Annotated in this window: 19 protein-coding genes; 1 reads left to right on the top strand and 18 read right to left on the bottom strand. The window is 44.2% G+C overall.

What is annotated here, in order from left to right; all coding sequences use genetic code 11:
• Position 1: 1 nt before the first annotated feature.
• From BK026_RS00230 to BK026_RS00155, 16 genes are all read right to left on the bottom strand, one after another.
• Complete coding sequence (locus BK026_RS00230) at positions 2-1,474, bottom strand: AMP-binding protein (RefSeq protein ID WP_071813993.1); 1,473 nt, start codon at positions 1,472-1,474, stop codon at positions 2-4.
• Complete coding sequence (locus BK026_RS00225; protein WP_071813992.1) at positions 1,471-2,238, bottom strand: SDR family NAD(P)-dependent oxidoreductase; 768 nt, start codon at positions 2,236-2,238, stop codon at positions 1,471-1,473. Before BK026_RS00225 ends, BK026_RS00230 begins: the two co-directional genes overlap by 4 nt.
• Complete coding sequence (locus BK026_RS00220; protein WP_071813991.1) at positions 2,222-2,461, bottom strand: acyl carrier protein; 240 nt, start codon at positions 2,459-2,461, stop codon at positions 2,222-2,224. Before BK026_RS00220 ends, BK026_RS00225 begins: the two co-directional genes overlap by 17 nt.
• Positions 2,462-2,472: 11 nt before the next feature.
• Complete coding sequence (locus BK026_RS00215; protein ID WP_071813990.1) at positions 2,473-3,039, bottom strand: GNAT family N-acetyltransferase; 567 nt, start codon at positions 3,037-3,039, stop codon at positions 2,473-2,475.
• 16 nt (positions 3,040-3,055) lie between these two features.
• Positions 3,056-4,078, bottom strand: coding sequence for a UDP-2,4-diacetamido-2,4,6-trideoxy-beta-L-altropyranose hydrolase (gene pseG / locus BK026_RS00210; RefSeq protein WP_071813989.1), 1,023 nt, complete (start codon positions 4,076-4,078; stop codon positions 3,056-3,058).
• Complete coding sequence (gene pseI / locus BK026_RS00205) at positions 4,075-5,145, bottom strand: pseudaminic acid synthase (RefSeq protein WP_071813988.1); 1,071 nt, start codon at positions 5,143-5,145, stop codon at positions 4,075-4,077. The genes pseG and pseI overlap by 4 nt, the downstream gene beginning before the upstream one ends.
• Entirely contained in the window at positions 5,138-5,842 is a 705-nt protein-coding gene (gene pseF, locus BK026_RS00200) for a pseudaminic acid cytidylyltransferase (protein WP_071813987.1), read from the bottom strand. The genes pseI and pseF overlap by 8 nt, the downstream gene beginning before the upstream one ends.
• Positions 5,839-6,984, bottom strand: a complete 1,146-nt coding sequence (gene pseC / locus BK026_RS00195) for a UDP-4-amino-4,6-dideoxy-N-acetyl-beta-L-altrosamine transaminase (protein ID WP_071813986.1) — start codon at positions 6,982-6,984, stop codon at positions 5,839-5,841. The genes pseF and pseC overlap by 4 nt, the downstream gene beginning before the upstream one ends.
• On the bottom strand, positions 6,981-7,985 hold the full coding sequence (gene pseB, locus BK026_RS00190; protein ID WP_071813985.1) for a UDP-N-acetylglucosamine 4,6-dehydratase (inverting): 1,005 nt from the start codon (positions 7,983-7,985) through the stop codon (positions 6,981-6,983). The genes pseC and pseB overlap by 4 nt, the downstream gene beginning before the upstream one ends.
• 111 nt (positions 7,986-8,096) lie before the next feature.
• Entirely contained in the window at positions 8,097-8,408 is a 312-nt protein-coding gene (locus BK026_RS00185; RefSeq protein WP_071813984.1) for a hypothetical protein, read from the bottom strand.
• Complete coding sequence (gene fliS / locus BK026_RS00180) at positions 8,405-8,833, bottom strand: flagellar export chaperone FliS (protein ID WP_071813983.1); 429 nt, start codon at positions 8,831-8,833, stop codon at positions 8,405-8,407. Before fliS ends, BK026_RS00185 begins: the two co-directional genes overlap by 4 nt.
• A gap of 22 nt (positions 8,834-8,855) precedes the next feature.
• Positions 8,856-10,286, bottom strand: coding sequence for a flagellar filament capping protein FliD (fliD, locus tag BK026_RS00175; RefSeq protein ID WP_071813982.1), 1,431 nt, complete (start codon positions 10,284-10,286; stop codon positions 8,856-8,858).
• A 14-nt stretch (positions 10,287-10,300) separates the two neighbouring features.
• Positions 10,301-10,792: a flagellar protein FlaG gene (locus BK026_RS00170; protein WP_071813981.1), complete on the bottom strand. Its 492-nt coding sequence runs from the start codon at positions 10,790-10,792 to the stop codon at positions 10,301-10,303.
• Positions 10,793-10,883: 91 nt separating this feature from the next.
• Complete coding sequence (locus BK026_RS00165; RefSeq protein ID WP_071813980.1) at positions 10,884-11,723, bottom strand: flagellin; 840 nt, start codon at positions 11,721-11,723, stop codon at positions 10,884-10,886.
• 684 nt (positions 11,724-12,407) lie between these two features.
• Positions 12,408-13,253 carry a flagellin gene (locus BK026_RS00160; protein WP_071813979.1) on the bottom strand — a complete coding sequence of 282 codons (846 nt, stop codon included), beginning with the start codon at positions 13,251-13,253 and terminating at the stop codon, positions 12,408-12,410.
• A 699-nt stretch (positions 13,254-13,952) separates the two neighbouring features.
• Positions 13,953-14,804 carry a flagellin gene (locus BK026_RS00155; protein ID WP_071813978.1) on the bottom strand — a complete coding sequence of 284 codons (852 nt, stop codon included), beginning with the start codon at positions 14,802-14,804 and terminating at the stop codon, positions 13,953-13,955.
• Between the two features lie 240 nt (positions 14,805-15,044).
• Between BK026_RS00155 and BK026_RS00150 the strand changes: the two genes are divergently transcribed.
• Complete coding sequence (locus BK026_RS00150) at positions 15,045-16,010, top strand: hypothetical protein (RefSeq protein WP_071817406.1); 966 nt, start codon at positions 15,045-15,047, stop codon at positions 16,008-16,010.
• 17 nt (positions 16,011-16,027) lie between these two features.
• Here the strand turns inward: BK026_RS00150 and flgL are convergent, their stop codons facing one another.
• Both flgL and flgK read right to left on the bottom strand, forming a co-directional pair.
• Complete coding sequence (gene flgL / locus BK026_RS00145) at positions 16,028-17,251, bottom strand: flagellar hook-associated protein FlgL (protein WP_071813977.1); 1,224 nt, start codon at positions 17,249-17,251, stop codon at positions 16,028-16,030.
• A gap of 7 nt (positions 17,252-17,258) precedes the next feature.
• The gene (flgK, locus tag BK026_RS00140; RefSeq protein ID WP_083574946.1) at positions 17,259-19,346 is read right to left on the bottom strand and encodes a flagellar hook-associated protein FlgK; all 2,088 of its coding nucleotides are present in this window, start codon (positions 19,344-19,346) and stop codon (positions 17,259-17,261) included.
• Positions 19,347-19,352 lie beyond the last annotated feature (6 nt).

The following is a 19,352-nucleotide window of genomic DNA, read 5'->3' as shown; positions in this document are numbered from 1 at the left end:
GTTAATTTTCTCCCAATATTTGACCAGACAATTTTGCATAATCGACTTTACCATTACCCAATAACGGAATGGCGGTTACTTTATGCAGAGCAATATTTCGTTTTGGTATGGCCAGCGACGTCGAAAGGCTGTCGACGATTGAATCATACTGCGCTGACGTCAACTCCCCTGCAAATACAGCAACAAGCCTGTCATCTTTGCCAATAACACAGGTAGTTAAATCAAGCGCTTGTTGCGCTGTAATCTCAGCCAGTGACTGCTCAGCCAAGTCTAAACTCGCTCGTTCACCCGCAATTTTAATCATCCTTTTTATGCGTCCGGTAATGGTATAGTCACCATCGTCATCTACTTGCGCTAAATCGCCCGTTGCAAGCCACTCTTCTTGGGTTAAATGGTTTAAATCTGATACCTCGGATACATAGCCCAACATGACGTTCTCACCGCGATAGTAAAGCTCGCCTTTACCTTCAGTAGCGCCGCCACCTACCAGTTTGAACTCTCCTCCCGCAATAGCTTGACCTATTGACTGAGGCTTAAACAAGACCTTTTCCGGCGACAAATAAGCCATTCGTGCAGTGGCTTCTGTCTGTCCGTACATCACGTAAAATGCTTTGCCGGATTCATGGGCGTAATTCGCGAATTGCTTTACATATGATTCGGCTAACTTTCCGCCCGCTTGTGTAAAGTACCTCAGTTCAGGAAGGCGCATAGTCGTAAACCTAAGTCGTGATAACATTTCATAAAACGACGGCACACCCGACAATGAATTAATGCCCTGCTGTTTTATGACATGCCAAAATGCTTTGTCAAAGGGACTATATGAAGTAAAACATACTGTGGCGCCTGCTTTTAAATGTGAGTGTAAAACGGACAGTCCATAAGAGTAGCTTAGCGGCAATGTCAATAGCGTCTTATCGTCACTAAAAATAGGCAGATAAGACAAAATTGAATTGCAATTTGCTGTGATATTTCGCAGCGAGAGTGCGACACATTTACTCGCTCCCGTGCTACCAGAGGTAGATAACAATAAACATAGCCGCGGATCGACGTTTATCGGTTCGCTGTGAAACAACGACAACACCCCTTGTCGAATTTCAGCGTTGGGCCGCAGCATCTTTTTATACTGTGCTTTTGTTTTTGCTGAACACTTTGGATTGAGTAGCAACACAACAAAATTTAAAGAAAGTGCCGCTAAATAATCGATAACACTTTGAATTGTGTTGTCGATAAACAGCATCACTATTGGTCGCGCAGAAGCACCACGCGCTGTTAAAAAAACGGCTTCATTAGAAACGATATTTTTTTGCCATAAGCTGGCTTGGTGCGCAACGAGATGCGTTAGTTCACGATACGTTAAACAGGCGTTGTCATCTTTTATTGCAACAGCACTGCTGTCAGAGTGTGACGAAATAAAGGGAATAGTTAAAGCATTCTGGGTTTGCCCTTTTGCACTGTTGACTGAATTTGACTTCACGGGTAAAAGAATCCATCTACCGGCAGAATATGGCCTGTTGTATAACTGGCCTGCTTGGAAAGAAGAAATGCGACAGCTTCTGCTACCTCGTGCGCCTCTCCCGACCTCTTCATTACACAACGCTCATGCACACGTTGTTTTGCCTGTTCGTCATAATGGGCAGTAAGCTCAGTATTGATAAAACCCGGCGCGACGGCATTTACGCGAACGCCCGTAGACATCAGTTCTTTGGCAAGCGATTTCGTCGCCCCTGATAGCGCCGCTTTACTTGCAGAATAGGCGCTCATTCCAGCACTTCCTAATTCACCGACTTGAGACACAATGTTAACTATGCTGCCTGTTTTTTGTCTCGCCATAAGACGACTAGCAAGCTGCATATGATGATAAGCAGCAAAGAAATTTACGGCCATTTGTTGATGCAACACGGCGTTGCTTGTCATTGCCAAAACAGATTCGGCCATGACGCCCGCACCATTCACTAACCCATACAATGCTGGCCATTTCTCACCAGACACGCCTTTTTGTATGTTTTTAAACGCATCAACGGTAGCGTTTGAATCTGTTACATCGTAGCAAAGCGTATGTACGTGGTCCGTATGTTCTTCGCGCAAACGTTCCAGTTTGTCGCTGTCTCTGCCGCATGCAATGACAAACGCACCATTGGCAATGGCGTTAGACGCAATAGCCTGACCAATGCCGCCCGTCGCACCTGTAACTATGACCGTTGTCTCGGCTAGCGAAGACTGATTAAGTATTGACGTCATATTTTTGTAAAATTATTTTCGCTTGTGCAACCGAGCTTAAATCAATAATGTCATCGGTATCTAACATAACGTCGAACACGTTTTCAATTTCAGCGATGAGTACCATATGAGCGGTAGAGTCCCATTGAGGTATTGCGTTGTAAGTCAGGTCATCGGTGACATTTTCTGCTTCTATGCCAAGTGCTGTTGTAAACGCATTGATAAGTTTCTCGTTGTTATTCACACTTTCCTCTTTTATTGCTTCTTTGCTCTTGAAAGTAGTTGTTTTAACACCGTCGTGTTCAACCGATAGTCTTGTTCCGTTAGTATCATCTCACACACGTCGGTGTCAGGGCTTTGCGCTTTTATCTTATACCCCAACTTCTGGTTGTAATTAATGGCAGCGCTGTTTGTGGTTTTAACCAACGCTTTGAACTCTTTGGTGGCTAAGTTTTCAAAACAAAAATCATACATCGCCAGCGTAGGCGCGAAAGCCAAAACATTTCCTTTGTACCTAGCGTCGCCAATATATAAGCCTGCCTCAAGCGTTTGCGATTCAACTACGCTTTGCCCTTTTTGAATGGCTTTAATGTTTGTTGAGCCAATAAACTCTCCTTTGTATGACACGATCCAATGCCACTGGGTATTACAGTCATTGATTCGGTCAAACCACGCAAGTTGTTGTTCTTCTGTAATATAGTTTGCCGAGAACATTTGTTGCTGAATTTCTGGATCATTTCTCCAGTGCCTAAGAACATGTTGATGTTCACGCGCTATCGGCGTCAGCGTTACTTGATAAGCAGTAAATGTTTGCTTATTCACTGTCACATCCTTTACGTTAAGCTTCATAGCAGATTAATGCATCAAGCAAATTATCGGTGCCTGCAAGATAAGAAGCATGCTCTGAACGAGCGTACATCTGTGACAATTGTTTTTCATCATTCCACAAGTTGCTTATTTTCTGCGCCAACAAATCAACGTTGAGCGCCTGTCGAGCATCCCACCATTCACACCAACCCTGCTCTACCGCCTGGGTTGTCGCACTAACTTGATTATCGGCAACAACAACCAAAACTGAAGGACTTGAGCACGCTACGAGCTCAAACTGAGAACCACCAGCAGCTGCGATTGTTAGCCGAGAGTTTACCCAAATATCTGCCATATCTTGACCGTTATGAATATGTTGAACGGGTGCATCGCAATATGTCAAAAATTCACCTAACTCGGCTTGCTGTGTAAAGCCTGGGCCGGTCACAACACGAATTGGAACATCTTGGAGATATTTTACAACTGCACTGAGCACAGGCAAGGTAAAGTGCTTAGGATCGCTTCCACCGAAGCTAATTGTAAGGCAATGTCGACGTGAGAGCGGCAGTGCGGGAGGCTGGCGAAACGAACGACGTAACAATCGATAGCGCGGCCCCAAACACAATGTGGCATGAGGGTTTATACTCTGGTAGTCGGATTTCCAATCTACACCCGCGGGATTAGTTATAAGATTGGCATATTGGCATATCGGACTTTTCACATCATCAAGTACTAAAAGTGGGAAGCCAAGCTGACTTACCCTTTCTATAAACGCTTGATCAAAATGATAACCGTCTACAACGATCCCCAGCGATCGCTTTTTCTGAAGGCGCTGTTCAATTAACGAAAGGCTTGTCGATGAGTTTTGCTCAGCAACGACAATCGTACCGCACCAATCATGCCTCGACTTACAAATGCGTTGCGCAAAGGCAGGCACAAAGAATACGCTATTAATTCCACGTTCTTGCGCCGCTTGAGCCAACGCTAAGCAACGCATTAGATGCCCTATTCCTGACTCTGACGATACTTCAACGACGAACAAAAGTTCGCTCATGAAGACACATGCTCCCACGCCAAAGCGGTCCCTTTTGCCAATGCTACCGTTGCCTTTTTGCCAATGACGCTGTCCCAATGCTTTGGCGCTAATCCAAAAGCAGGGCGAACAATTTTTAAGTTATGCGCGCCAAATGTTTCGCCAGCCGCTATATCTTCGCTAACATAGACTGAGCGCCGATATTGCTTAGCTTTTTCTTCTGCTTGACTACCGCCGTACGTCACCTCCCCTAAGGATTGCCATGCACGTTTTGTCTCGGTCACTAGGGCGCTAAGCTCGTTGGGTTCCAGCGAAAACTCGGCGTCAACACCTCCTGCTGAACGGTCTAAAACGAAGTGCTTTTCAATCACAGGGACGCCAAAGCCGACGGCGGCAACCGCCACACCAAGGCCTGCAGTATGATCGCTTAAACCCACCGGGCACTTAAATGCATCGGACATATGGGGAATAGTAAGAAGGTTCGTATTTATAGGCTCTGCGGGATAAGTGCTCGTACACTTAAGTAATATGATGTCGCTGCACCCTGCGCTTCTTGCAGTATTTACAGCAAGCTCTATGTCACTAAGACTTGCCATGCCTGTAGACATGATAAGCGGTTTTCCTTTACTTGCCGCTTTTCTCACAAGCGGTACATCCGTAAGTTCAAACGATGCAATTTTGTAACAGGGGACATGCAATGCGTCGAGAAAATCAACCGCGGCTTCGTCGAAAGGAGAGCTAAATGCTAACATGCCCAACTGCTTTGCGTAGTCGAAAAGCTCTTTGTGCCAAGAGTATGGCGTTGCGGCTTTTTGATACAGGCCGTATAAGTTTTCGCCATGCCATAGGCTATCTTGCTCTTTAATTACAAAGTCAGGTGTGTGCACATTAAGTGTCATGCTATCGGCGGTATACGTCTGCAGTTTTATAGCGTCAGCGCCGCATTCACTCGCCGCTTTTATCATTTCATAGGCAGTTTCGAGTGATTGACTATGATTACCGCTTAATTCAGCAATAATAAAAGGGGGATGATTGGCGCCTACAAGTCTGCCGCCGATATTTATTGATACGTTTTGCCAGTTATTCATCATCTTGTCTTTTTACATATGCATAATACATAAGCTCAGCGCGATGCCAATCTTCGTAGGTGTCGATATCCTGAACCAAATGACGAGGAAGGACCACGGGGCAGCTGTGAGACTTAAACATACCCGCGTTGTCTAGCCATGCCTCTCTGAGCCCCCAATAGAACTGCCCTGCATCGTGATAACATTCTTCTAAATCTTGAGAACGCTTCCCCATGTGCTCAGGAAAGACAGGCTCAACCCCAGAGCCGGCAACTTTTATAGCGCGCTGGATCGGAAATGCGAAAGAGGTAACAGAAAAAGCAAAATTAGCATTTGCGTTGCTAACAAGTTTATCGTGTCCCTTTTTTAACGCACTAGCAGTAAGAAACGGGGCGGTTGCATAAATACAACAGACTCGCGTAGTTTTTTTACCTGTTGCTAATTCGTAGCGCTTAATAGCATCTTGGACAACAGGGGTCGTGCCGGTGTAGTCATCAGATAACTCAGGTGCACGCTGTATAATGTGGGTGGCACCATGCGTGAGAGACACACGTGCAATCTCTTCTGAGTCTGTGGATACAATAATATCGTCGAACAAAGAAGCGCGTTTAGCCGCGTCAAGTGAATAAGCTATTAAGGGCTGTCCTGCAAATGCTCTTATATTTTTTTGTTTGATGCGTTTGCTCCCACCACGAGCAGGGATAACAGCAACGTTCATTTTAGTATCTCATTGAGCTGTGAAATAACATAATCTTGCTCATCAAGCGTTAGGCTAGGAAAAAGAGGCAGTGTTAACGCGCCGTCATAATAACGCTCCGAATTCGGAAACATTCCTTTGGTAAAACCCAGTTTTTTGTAATACGGATGAAGGTGTATTGGAATGTAGTGCACATTTACGCCTACGCCTCGGGCACGTAGCTCATTGAATACCGTTTTTCTGTCATGGCGTTCAAGTTCAACCATGTAGAGGTGCCATGCACTATTTCTATCTAAAACTGGACGTTTAAGAGGAAGCGTTGCCAACATCGAGTCGTAACGCTCGGCAAGGGCGTATCTTGCGTCCACGAACTTTTCAATATGCTTTAGTTGCGCTCGTCCCAGCGCCGCGTGGATATCGCTCAACCTGTAATTATAGCCAAGTTCATATTGCGCATAGAACCACGGTTCGTCAGACGGTAGGTCTAAATATCGCTCTGCATCGCGAGAAATACCATGACTTCTATAAAGGCGAAGTAATGACGCGATTTTCTCATCATTGGTGACCACCATTCCGCCTTCTGCACTGGTGATAGATTTAACCGGGTGAAAGCTTAAAACGCTCATCGACGAGTATTCACATCGCCCCACTTTATGACCATTTACATCTGTTCCACCTAGAGCATGAGCTGCGTCTTCTATTAAAATAATTCCGAACTCAGACGTTAATGCGGCTATTGCAGACATATCGCAACTGCTACCTGCAAAATGAACAACAATGATAACTTTCGGCAGCCGACCTTCCGATTTAGCCACGCTTAGTTTGTGTTCAAGTGCTGATAAGCTTAGATTGCGGGTCGCTGGATCAATATCAACAAAGTCTATATCAGCACCACAATAGCGCGCACAGTTCGCTGAAGCTGCAAAAGAGTTAGGAACCGTCCAGACTAAATCGCCTTTTTCAACTCCAGCAGCCAAGCAGGCGATGTGTAGACCTGATGTTCCGCTGTTGCAAGCAATGCCATAACGCGCACCTGTGTAGGTGCACACTGATTCCTCGAATAAAGGAACTTGCTCTCCTTGCGTCAAAAATCCTTCGTTGAGAACGCGAGTGACAGACTCGATATCTTCAGGATAAAGAGTGTGTCTACCATACGGAATCATAGCGTTACCTTATCTAATTCCTTTAATTCATCGACCGATAAAAAATGAGAGTTGGTGCCAGAGTGATATTCAAATTTTTCCTTTGAAGGCGTCCCCGATTCATTGAGTTTGTTTTTAAAGTAATCCAAATTTTTGTCAAAGAAAGTGATCGCCGGAGCAATGACAAAGTGATCAGAAAACTCCACCGTGTGATGAGACATTTCTTCTGGCACCATAATTTCGTGCAGCTTTTCTCCCGGGCGAATGCCTATAATATGGAAGTCTTTTCTTCCGCTCATTGCTTCGACTAAATCAACGATTCGTACCGAGGGAATTTTAGGCACAAATATTTCACCACCCTGCATACGTGAAAAACTCTTAACTACAAACCTCACGCCTTCGTCTAGCGTAATCCAAAACCGGGTCATTTCAGGGTGAGTCACGGGTAGTGATTTTTCTCCCTCAGCGAGTAATTTGCGATAGAAGGGGACAACTGACCCTCTAGAACCGACAACATTGCCATATCGCACGACTGAAAACCTAGGGCCAGTAGCGCCCGATATGTTGTTTGCTGCTACAAAAAGCTTATCCGACGCGAGCTTTGTCGCACCGTATAAATTAACCGGGTTGGCCGCTTTGTCTGTAGAAAGCGCTATGATACTCGACACATTGTTAAAAATAGCCGCATCAATAACATTTTGCGCACCGTTGATATTAGTCTTTATGCATTCATTTGGATTATATTCAGCAGCAGGAACCTGCTTAAGGGCGGCGGCATGAACTACGTAATCTACGTCTTTCATTGCGGTTTTAAGCCTTTCTTTGTCTCTTACGTCCCCTATAAAAAAACGCATACAAGACTGTGAAAACCGCTGCTGCATCTCAAATTGCTTCAACTCGTCCCGAGAGTAAATGATGATTTTTCTTGGGGAGTAATTATCGAGTAGATAGCGAACAAATTGATTACCGAAGGAGCCAGTCCCTCCAGTAATTAGAATAGACTTTTCATTGAAATCTGCCATGTTAGAGGCTCTCACTAAGTTCTAGTTTTTATCACACGGCAGTTAGCGCGTATCCCTATCTACCGGTTGGATAGCTGAATAGAGCACACCGCTTAATTATGCCCAACAAGCTTACTTGTATTTTTTAACCGCAGCTTTGCCACGAACAAGCCGCGTAACTTCATCCTTTGAAGACCCAAGCAAACTTTGCGCCAGCTCCTTTAACTTATTATTGACGCCTATCTCATGTTTTGCAAACGCTTGTTTATCTTCATCATTCAGTGAAGCTAAATGGGAATTTATCAGGCTATCTCGTTCGTTAACCAATTCGAGTAATTGTGAGAAATCAGAGGAAGATGATTCATCCAACTGCGACGCAATTTTGTCGTTGAGTTCGCGCAGCGCAGTTGGAGTGTAAGGGTGGTTTAGGTCGATATCAGTCACACAGCTTGTCGTTTTTGACGTTTAGCTTCAAAGGCTTCCTGTTTGGCGTCTTCAGGAATTTGAACCCAAGCATCTCGAATTGGTGTTAACAGGCTAGACACTTCATCCAGTATATTCAAGTTATTATTAATATGCGCATCGCTCAAACGTTCAATCATATAGTTGTATAACGCAAACATATTTTCAGCAACTTCACCACCAACGTCGATGTCTAATGTGTCACGCAAGTGCATAATTATCGCACTCGCTTTTGAAATGAAGTCGGCTTTAACATCAAATTCTTTTCTTTCCATCGCACCCTTTGCGTAGGCAATCCTGTCCAAAGCCCCCTGCAAAAGCATCAAGGTTAATTTGTGAGGATCTGCATTCGCTACGTCTTGCTTTAAATTACCCTTGCGATATGCATTAATACCTTTAAGTGACATAAATACTCCAACTCTATGTTGCTTATAAAGACGCGAGTAGCGCCGAACCTGTTTGATTAAGCTGTGCAACTGTCTGGTCTAAATTCAGATATTTGTCACGCAGTATTTGCTCATAATTAAGCATTCGAAGTTCCAACGTTTCGCGTTCATCAAACAGTTCATCTCTGTTATCTTTGGCTGCACGCTCACGTAAACTTATCAGCCCAGAAAACGACGTGTATTCCTTTGAGAAGTCGTATAAACGCGTAGCGATGCCTTGCTCTTCATCGGTAAAAAGTTTGGCTATTTCATCGAAGTTATCTTCAAGTGCATCTTCGAGACGATCTTCCCCTGTTCCTAAACCAAAATCGGTGGTGCCAATCTCCAGTTTTCCGTCACTATCCACTTCAATACCAATTTGGAATAGGCCACCTAGAGCAGAACTATTTACATTGCTACCAACAATAGAGGCAAGACCATTTTGGATCCCTCGAAGCATAGAGTCGCCGGCCAGCGCGCCATCGTCTTCTAGCTCAGATTCACCGTATCGAGTTAGCTGCTTTATCTCGTCAATTAACGAGTTGTAATTATCAACAAAATCTCGAATTTTCTTATCTAACCCGTCTTTGTCAAAACCGATATTAAGCTTTGTGGCAAGAAAATCGCCTGCGGAATCTTTCGGAGAAACTTCATTTACTTCAAAACTAACGTTTTGAATGGTGTTTTCAAACTCATTCGTTGCGCTTTGAACTTTAATGCCATCGATGTAGGCAACAGCATCTTGCGCACTTTCAATGTTTGCCGCGCTGATGTTATTTGTACCACCTGTGGTTGCCAAACGGTCTAGCTCTGGCGTTCCCGAGTCATTTGTAATGACTAGGTCGTTCCCATCCCCTGTTTCGCTGGATAAAAAGACCAGTCGAGGACCTGCCCCTGTGCCTGTATCGATAATATTAGCGGTTACACCGAAGTTGTCTTCAGCATTGTTTATCGCTTCTCTCAGTTGCGTTAACGTAGTGCCGGCGGTAATGTTTACGGTGAAACTTTCTCCCGTTCCAACATCAAAGCTAAGGGAGCCAGTTCCGCTGGTTAGCACCGCATCACTGCTGGCCGTAAACGCACCTTCATCGGTGGTTATCCTACTGCCTTTAGAGAGCTGTTCTACAACAACCTCATAACTTCCGCGAAGCGCCGAATTCGATGCGTCCGCCGAAAGTACGTCGTTATCTTCAGAGGGGTTTTTAATCGTGGGCTCTCGGCCATTGATATCATTGTCACTACGCAACTTATCAACAGCGTCCTTAAAATTAGAAAGCTTTGACTTTATTTGACCCAGTCCTGAAATTTCAGCCTCAATGCGTTCTTCCTTTTCATTGAGACGGTTTTCTTTTGGTTGACGTTCAGCCGAAAGCAACTGCTGAACAAGATCATCAAGGGCTAAGCCTGATCCAACACCTAAAGACTGAATTGTCATACTCTCACCTCACTCTAAACCTGATTGTTGATAAACACTCCTACACTGTCTCCTACATCCTGTTGGAGTTCCTGAATCCGCTCGGCAAGTTTCAGCACCTCTTCGGAAGGTATTTGCCGAATAACGTCGCCAGACGTCGCGTCTTTCACAGTGACTACAGAGCGATTTGTATTTTCATCAATAGTGAAGGCCAAATCGCGATTCTGAGCTTTCAAGAATGAATCAACTTTCGCCACTGCATCATCCAATGCAATGCCTTTCCTCTCTTCAGCATTCTTATCGGCGTTATCGACAGAACCTTGAGATATATTTAACTTATCTTGCCTAGCTTTTTCTGCGCTATCACTCGATAACGCTGTGTTTGCCTGTCTAGCGTTACTCTCAGCCTGGCTTCCAGAGTCATTGGTTTTGACAGAACTATCTAATTTTACTTGATTCTGTACGCTAGTAGAAATTGTGATTGGTGAAGCAAATGCCTGGCCAACTTTGGTATCTTGAATATCCACTTAATACCTCCCCGCTGAAACAACAAAACGGGCCTCACCAAAAAGTAAGCGCCCGATCCATTACATTCAAGCCTACTATTACTAGTATAGCCTATCCAAGCAAAGATAATGCTGTTTGAGGACGCTGATTTGCCTGACTAAGAACAGATACAGATGCTTGCTGAAGAATCTGGTTTCTCGTAAGCTCGGCAGTCTCAGCAGCAAAATCAGTATCTCGAATTTGAGAGCGCGCTGCAGACAAGTTCTCACTGATGTTACTTAGGTTTCGAATTGTCGACTGAAAACGATTTTGAAGTGCACCAAGGTCAGCACGAACAGCGCCTATACCTGATATCGCCGCATCTACGTCTGTTAATAGCGCAGAGGCGCCAGAAGCAGTAGCAACACTGTTATCAGTAATATTAAGGCCAGTGGCACTAAAACCATTTATTGAGCCTAGGTTTGTAGATGATAAATTTACAGATATCGTTTGGCCTGCGTTTGCGCCAACAAGAAAGCTCGCAGAAAATTTGCCGTCAAGAATATTTACATTACCAAACTGCGTAGTAGTGGCAATTCGAGAAATTTCGGTGCGCAGCGCCGACACTTCTTTTTGTAACGCATTTCTATCCGATGTAGAGTTGATGCCATTTTGAGATTGTACCGCTAACTGACGAATACGCTGTAAGCTTGTGGTCACTTCTCCAAGTGCCCCTTCAGCGGTCTGCGCAAGAGAAATTGCATCATTAGCATTACGAACGGCCTGGTTTAAGCCTTGGACCTGAGACGTTAATCGATCAGAAATTTGAAGACCTGCAGCGTCGTCCGAAGCACTGTTGATGCGGAACCCCGATGAAAGCCTTTCAAACGATGTATTCAGACGATCATTTACGTCAAAGAGTTGACGCTGTGCACTGATCGACGACACGTTAGTATTTACAAATAAAGACATAGATTACCTCCTAGGGATTCAATGGCTATTCTGCTATCATTAAATCCTTCCAGTTCATATCAGCTGGGTCACTACTCCTGCCGACACCTCATGTAAAAGTAAATTAAATTACCCCTCAACAATAGGTATCGGCAAAGTCTTTAGGTTCTTTAGTTTTTTTTGTCATTTTTTTAAAAAAACTTTCAAAAAAATTGCAAGCTATTGATATATATGAAATTTAAAAAATGTAATTTTTGATAAAATTTCAATTGATACTGAAAACGAACGCGCAGACGGAGTAAACTTTGCCAAAGAAATAGCTAGGCGACACAGTAAAAGGAATTACGAATATAGATTGTCAATCTGTACGTAGAACAGAATTGGCACGGCAAGTGCTTAAGAATTATCGAACAATGGCGTTGCTCACCATCGTTTGAAATTGGCGGGATGTTTCGGTAAATATAAAAAAAAGGCCGAGACAATAAGTTCTCGGCCAATTTGCTCATGTTAGGAGATTGAGCAAATTCAGTTTCTGTCGGCTGGCAGGGTTTAGTAGGATAAACTGGCCTCTCAACCAACACTTCTACACTCTCAGTCCTGTTAGTCGACGCTTTCTTCGTGAGGCGGCCTTTAATGGCCGCCTTCACTTAGGTGGGGATGGCCTCTCAACTCCTTCCCAATAAAGCGTCTTACCTAATTCAAACGTTAACCTAATAGTGATAATGCAGCCTGTGGACGCTGGTTAGCCTGTGCTAACACGGTCGTACTTGCCTGCTGCAGAATCTGGTTTCGGCTTAATTCTGCCGTTTCAGTGGCAAAGTCGGCATCTTTGATGCGTGATCTTGCCGCAGATACGTTTTCGGAAATATTACTCAAATTACGAATTGTAGATTGGAAGCGGTTTTGTAGTGCCCCCAGGTCAGCGCGTAGCCCACCAATTGCCGAAATTGCACTGTCCACTGCAGTTAGTAGTCTTGATGCGCCCGCTTCAGTTAGCACGTCATCGGAAATGATGCCTAAGCCCGTCGCGCTAAATCCATCAACACCTGCTCGCGCCAGCGCCTGAGACGACAAGTTTACTGAGATAGTCTGTCCCGCGTTTGCACCAACCAAAAACTTTGCCGAGAAATCACCTGTGAGAATATCAACACCACCAAACTGTGACGTGGTAGAAATCCGTGAAATCTCTGTACGAAGCGCAGACACTTCTTTTTGCAGCGCGGCTCTGTCTGATTCGGTATTTATACCATTTTGGGATTGAATCGCCAGTGTTCTGATTCGCTGCAATGCAGTTGTGGTCTCTGCCATTGCACCTTCAGCGGTTTGCGCTAACGAAATGCCGTCATTCGCGTTACGTACCGCTTGATTCAACCCTTGAATCTGAGAAGTCATACGGTCGGTAATCTGAAGACCTGCAGCATCATCAGCCGCGCTGTTGATTCGAAAGCCTGACGACAGTCTTTCGAACGCAGTGCTCAGGTTGTTGCCAGTGTTGAACAATTGACGTTGTGCATTCAGCGATGACACATTGGTATTTACAAATAGACTCATGGGTCTCTCCTAACAGTTTCGAGTAAAGCGCTATTATTTTTGTTATTTACGCTGTAGTTTTTAAATTTTTGGCATAGCCTGTGCTTTGGATAAAACGTCGGTTTTTCCGACGCTTTATCGGCACACTACCGATAAAGCTTGTTACGAAGAGAAGTATCTTCTCTTTGCTGGTCGGTGGGTTTGATGTTCCAGACCTCAAACCTCTCACTACCTCCTGGCTTCAGTCTCGCCGGTCAGCAGCCCTTTCACAAACTTAACTATCTATTTATCGTCCCTATTCAACAAATACTTTAGAAGTTTTTTTAAATCATCTTTAAAAACATCAAAGCATTGATATAGAACGACAATTAAAAAGAATGAAAACAAATAAGTCTCAACAAACCAGCTCAAAAGTATCATTAAAACGTATCTTTTAAGGGTTAAAGAGATTTATTTAACTATGCATCCCCTTTGTAATAGTTATCGTCACAACTCGAAAAATACTTTAGTTTTTTTTCAACTAATTTTGTTGTGCTTAAAACTAATTGAAAAATGAGACTTTTATAAAGGCTGGATAGCTTGTGGTGAGCAGCTTGCCAAAGCAGGAGTGTGTTGAACCATAAGAAATGAGAATAAAAAAGCCGATGCATGTGTGCATCGGCTTTATTAGTTTATGAAGGGAACGAGCACTACCTCCTGGCCCCCAACGTTATTTATCGCTTACCCTAGAAGCTGCAGGGCAGCCTGCGGACGCTGATTGGCCTGAGACAACACTGTGGTGCTTGCCTGCTGGATAATCTGGTTACGCGTCAAGTTTGCCGTCTCTGTCGCAAAGTCAGTGTCTTTGATTTGAGAACGTGCCGCAGACACATTTTCCGAGATATTACTAAGGTTACGGATAGTCGACTGGAAGCGGTTCTGAAGCGCACCTAAATCTGCACGAAGACCACCGATTGCTGAAATAGCGCTGTCAACTTTCGCCAATAAGCCTGAAGCGTTTTCACTGGTAAGCACGTCAACGTCAGTACCTGTGATGTTAAGACCTGTAGCACTGAAGCCGTTAACGCCCGCCCTTGTAAGCGCTGGAGAAGAAAGGTTCACTGATATGGTCTGTCCGGCATTAGCACCTACCAAGAACTTCGCAGAAAACGAACCTGACAAGATATCAACACCAGCAAACTGGGTAGTTGTAGAAATACGTGATATTTCTGTGCGTAACGCAGACACTTCTTTTTGCAGTGCAACACGGTCAGCATCGCTGTTAATGCCATTTTGTGATTGTACTGCAAGGGTACGAATACGTTGAAGCGCTGTTGTTGTTTCTGATAATGCCCCTTCCGCCGTCTGCGATAGTGAGATCGCATCATTTGCGTTACGAACCGCTTGGTTAAGGCCTTGAATTTGTGACGTCATACGGTCGGTGATCTGCAAACCTGCTGCATCATCAGCTGCGCTGTTGATACGGAAGCCTGACGACAAACGCTCGAAAGACGTGCTCAATGAACTACTAACATCAAAAAGCTGACGCTGGGCATTCAATGAGGATACATTGGTATTAACGAACATAGACATAAAGTCTCTCCTACACTCTCAGTCCAGCGTGCGCTGGCTGCCGGGCTTTCCGGCATTTTGTTTTAATAGCCATCAACTCCTGAGGGGTAATTGATGAACTGGCTCTCTCAGATTCTTTATCGACTAGATGTGAAAACCCTTTAGAAAAATTTACTAATTTTGCCGTTCAGCGGTAATATATTGCCGCTGAAAGGGCGCTATGCACGTGCTAAACAACAGATTTTTAAGAAGGAATTGTTCATGTCGAATGAATTTGATTTGATTAAAGTAGCCCGCATTTCACCGCCTTCTCCCCATGCAGCGTTTACGGATTTACACATCAACCCATTCGACGAAAGTGGTAATACGGTACTTTGTTGTTATCGAAATGCACAAAATCATCATAGCCATGATGGACAAATTACTGTGTTAGCCATTCAAATTGATTCATTCAAGGTTGTCAGCAAACATCACTTTAAGTTGGCCAACACCGATTTGAGAGATCCGAAGTTGAGTTTTGACGGAACGCGCTTAATATTAACGTGCTATGCAAAACACAAAGATAAAAATAGCGCTATCACTACAACCATGCTGAGCTTTTTCACAACAACCGGGATGTCATGGTCAAGTGGCAATAAGTTTGGACAACATGGATGGTGGCTGTGGAACATAGCGTTCAGCAAATCAAAAGCTTATGGGCTTGCCTACAGCAGAGCCGCTAATGCGGTGAATCTGTATAGCGGGCACCCTTCTCGCGCTATGCACTGCGCTAAGCGAAACGTGTTTAGTCTTGAAAAATCGGGCAAAGGTTACCCTAACGAAAGTGCGATTTTATTTGACGACTGCGATCGAGCGCACGTTTTTTTACGACGCGACGCTGACTCGTTTAGCGCGCAATACGGCTTCTCTCGTCCCCCATATACGAAGTGGGAATGGTGTGACCTAGGTCTTTATATTGGTGGTCCTGCTGCCGTTCACTATCGAAACACTATTTATTTCGTTGCCGGTAGAGACGTTGACTGGCAGCGTAGAACATTTTCCACTGCAATTTGGACATTTAACAGCGACACACGTTCACTTACACACTGCCTCACGCTACCTAGCGGGGGTGATACAAGCTACCCTGGCATGGTGGTTATCGATAAGACACTTTACATCTCGTATTACTCTAGCCACATAGACAATCAATCAAGGGTCTATTTGGCTAAAGTGAAAGTAGGTGGATAGTTTGCGGGCTTTCCTACTTATATGAAATTAAATAGCGTTAAATTAGACACTTGAGGAAACGTCGCGAGAGCAGCACTAAGCGCGGTCTCTTGCTTGGCGAATTCAGTTGACGCTTCAGCATAGTCCACATCTTGAATTGCCGAGCGAGCAGTTTTTGCGGCTATCTCGATATCGAGGTTACTTTCATAAGTACTTTCAGCGATGTTTAGCCTACTACCAATAGAAGCACGCTCGAGGGAGATTTTTTCTAGGCCATTATCTAAGCTAACCAGCGTATCCGCAATAGACTCTTCCAATGCCCCATCACTGATAGTATCACTCATCAAGAGCGTTTGAATTTCATGGATCGCCTGCGCCATGCTTTTTTTCTCTGGTGCATTTAGTGACAAATCTATACTGTCACCAGGCACAGCAGACACGTTAAATTCCATGCCTTTAATAGTAAACGGTTGACCTGAACTATATTCTACTGTGTCTATCACCGCCCCACTGTTTTGGTTAACTAACTCCGCCTGACCAGAAGCTAAAAAATTAATGCTAAAGTTATTATTTAACGCGTTTGCTGTATCGTAATTTTGCCTATAGAAATTATCAAACGTGCCTTGCTGCTCTACCAAAGCACTTTCTATATTTGCGCCAGTCACTGCATCAATCGAAAACTTAAATCTTGAAAGAACATTCTCAAATACTTCATAACCATTGCTGGTAGATTGAATTTTTGCGCTATTTGAAAGCTGTATAAAATTCACACCAGGATCACCGGCAAACGTAATTGCGTTGCCCGACGACGCAGGGTTATATTCAAATGCTTGATTACCAGATTGATAACCGGCGTAAAGATAATTACCGTCGGCATCCTGCGTATTCATAAGGTCAAAAATTTCAAGCTTAATTTGCTCGAGTTCGGCGCCAATTGCACGTTTATCTGGGTCAGACATGATACCATTACCTGATTGCACCACTAGGGTTCTCGCTCGGTTAATAGAATCCGTAATGTTAGTAAGAACTGCCTCTTGTTGCTCTAGTCCACCCGTAACCAAATCATTGTTTCTTTGAAACTGCGTCAGAGCGTCAAGCTCTTCTGTAATACGCAATACCTTTGCGGCTCCAACCGGATCATCACTCGGCGAAGTCAGACGCTTTCCCGTTGAAAGCTGCTCTTGCGTTTTCGCCAAACTGCTCTGATTTTGCATAATAGAGCGTAAATTTTGATCATAAATTTGATTCGTTGAAATACGCATTATTCACCTATCTTGCAGACTGTAATATTGTATTAAAAAGCTCTTGAGCGGTTGAGAGGATCCTTGCCGCAGCCGCATAGCTTTGTTGATACTTAATAAGATTTGCCGCTTCTTCATCCAGACTGACACCCGATACCGACTCAAACCATGTTTGCGATTGAACCTTCATCGCCTCAGCAGACGCTAGAGAAATATTGGCCATCGATGCATCCTCACCAATACGCCCGACCATCGATGCGTAGGCATCTTGTAATGTTCTCGGTGCATTACTTGCTTGGCTGCTCACTTGTACAAGATTTTCACTTTGTAAGCCCGCTAAGTTTAACGCATTACTGTTATCGTTAAATCCATCTGTATTATAGCCTATAGAAAAGCTATCTCCTGCTCTTGGCACACCATCCAAACTCAAATCAAAGCCGGGATAATCTGAAAGCCCAGCAAACGCCGCTGGCCACGTTCCGCTTGATTTTGCTTGATCTATTAAATTGTTTAAATTCGTTGTTCCCGTTACCGTCGCAATTGTTGTGCCCGTACCATCCAGTACTTCATAGGTATCTGCAGAGGTAAAAACAATTTGCGCCGGCGCTGCGTTATCAATTCCACCGGCACCATCGAATGCAGACCGATCAGCGCCTGCCCCTACGGTAGTGTTACTTACGGTTACATCAATAACGTTAGCACTTCCTAAGTTTGTATTGTTTGCGCCAGCACGCACGGGGTTTGCAAAGGCTAGGTCCTCAGGGCGATTAGTATTAAATGAGATTTCAGACGCGACTGTTTTAGTAGGCTGAACTAAAAACTCATTACCTACTGTGTAAGGATCGGTACCAGAAAATTCAATCTCTATTCCGCCAGGTAGCTCATTGAAGCCACCTGTCACTGCAATACCCGAAAACACCAAGTCGTTTCCAGAACCATCTTTTTGGGGCGAGCCATCTGCATTTAACAGGGTAACTTCAACTTGACTAGGTACACCTGCGGTAACCGCTGTCACTTCGATTTTGTAATCAGCATCCGTCAGTTCTTTACCTTTCCCTTCGGTTAACTGTGCAGTAACCCGATAGTCACCTGTCGTGCCTTCAAACGCTATTCCTTGAAAACTAGGGATATCAAACAAGTTTCCACCTAGCTGACCGTCTAAATCCATGCCCAGCTTATTTTGTGAGTTAACCGCATCAGCAAATGCGACCATAATTTGCCCTACATCGCGCATTGTAGGACCTAAAACTTCATTTCGATACCTGAACAGTCCGCCCAATGCCCCACCTAATTCTCCCTCAGAAACGGGTATACTGGCATCTCCCTTAATACTGCTATTAAAATTAGTATCAAGCGTAAGACTCTTTGCTTGCGTGTCAGGGTTAGAACTAACGTCGACAAGATTAAAGTCTCCGTTTTCTAACACCAGAGACTGACCAGAAACCAGATTAACCCTCACCGCACCATTTTTACTGTCTATTTCAGTAACGTTAATATCCATTATTTCGGCGAGTTCTTCTATCGCTCTGTCCCGCTCATTTAAAAGGCTAGTGGGTACTTCCCTTCCACCGCTTCCGTTGACTGAAACAATGTTTTCATTCAATTCACCAATACTTGAAATTAACGAGTTTGCTTTATTAGCAAGACTGGTAAACTCGAGGTTAAGTTCATCTTCTTTTTCAATCATGAAATCAGAAATACTACGCACCCGCGTAAGCAGAGTATTGGCCTTACCCAATACCTGTTCCCGCGATGCCAGATTTGTCGGGTCGTCTGTAGCCGTCTGTATTGCAGAAAAGTATTCACTGAGGCTTTTTGAGATTGAGTTTGCTTCACTCGCTAATAAATTATCAATGACGAGCGTTTTCGATGAAAATGCCTCGAGCTCACCTACTTTCGTCACATCTCTTCTTAACTGGTTTTGGGCGAAAACGCTCAAGATTCGGTCTGTGTCTCCAATTTTTACACCGAATTGCGCAGAGTCCATCAATTCTGTGCGCTCACGAACATAACCAGGCGTATTTACATTAGCAATGTTGTTACTCGTTGTTTGCAGTAACTTACTGCTTGCATTAACACCACCCGTGGCTAAGGAAAATAAATCAACGGTCATCAGTGCATC

Origin of the sequence: Alteromonas sp. V450 (genome assembly GCF_001885075.1) — a bacterium.
Classification (GTDB): domain Bacteria; phylum Pseudomonadota; class Gammaproteobacteria; order Enterobacterales; family Alteromonadaceae; genus Alteromonas.
Note: the sequence above shows the minus strand (reverse complement) of the source record. Positions and strands in the feature narration are given on the sequence as shown.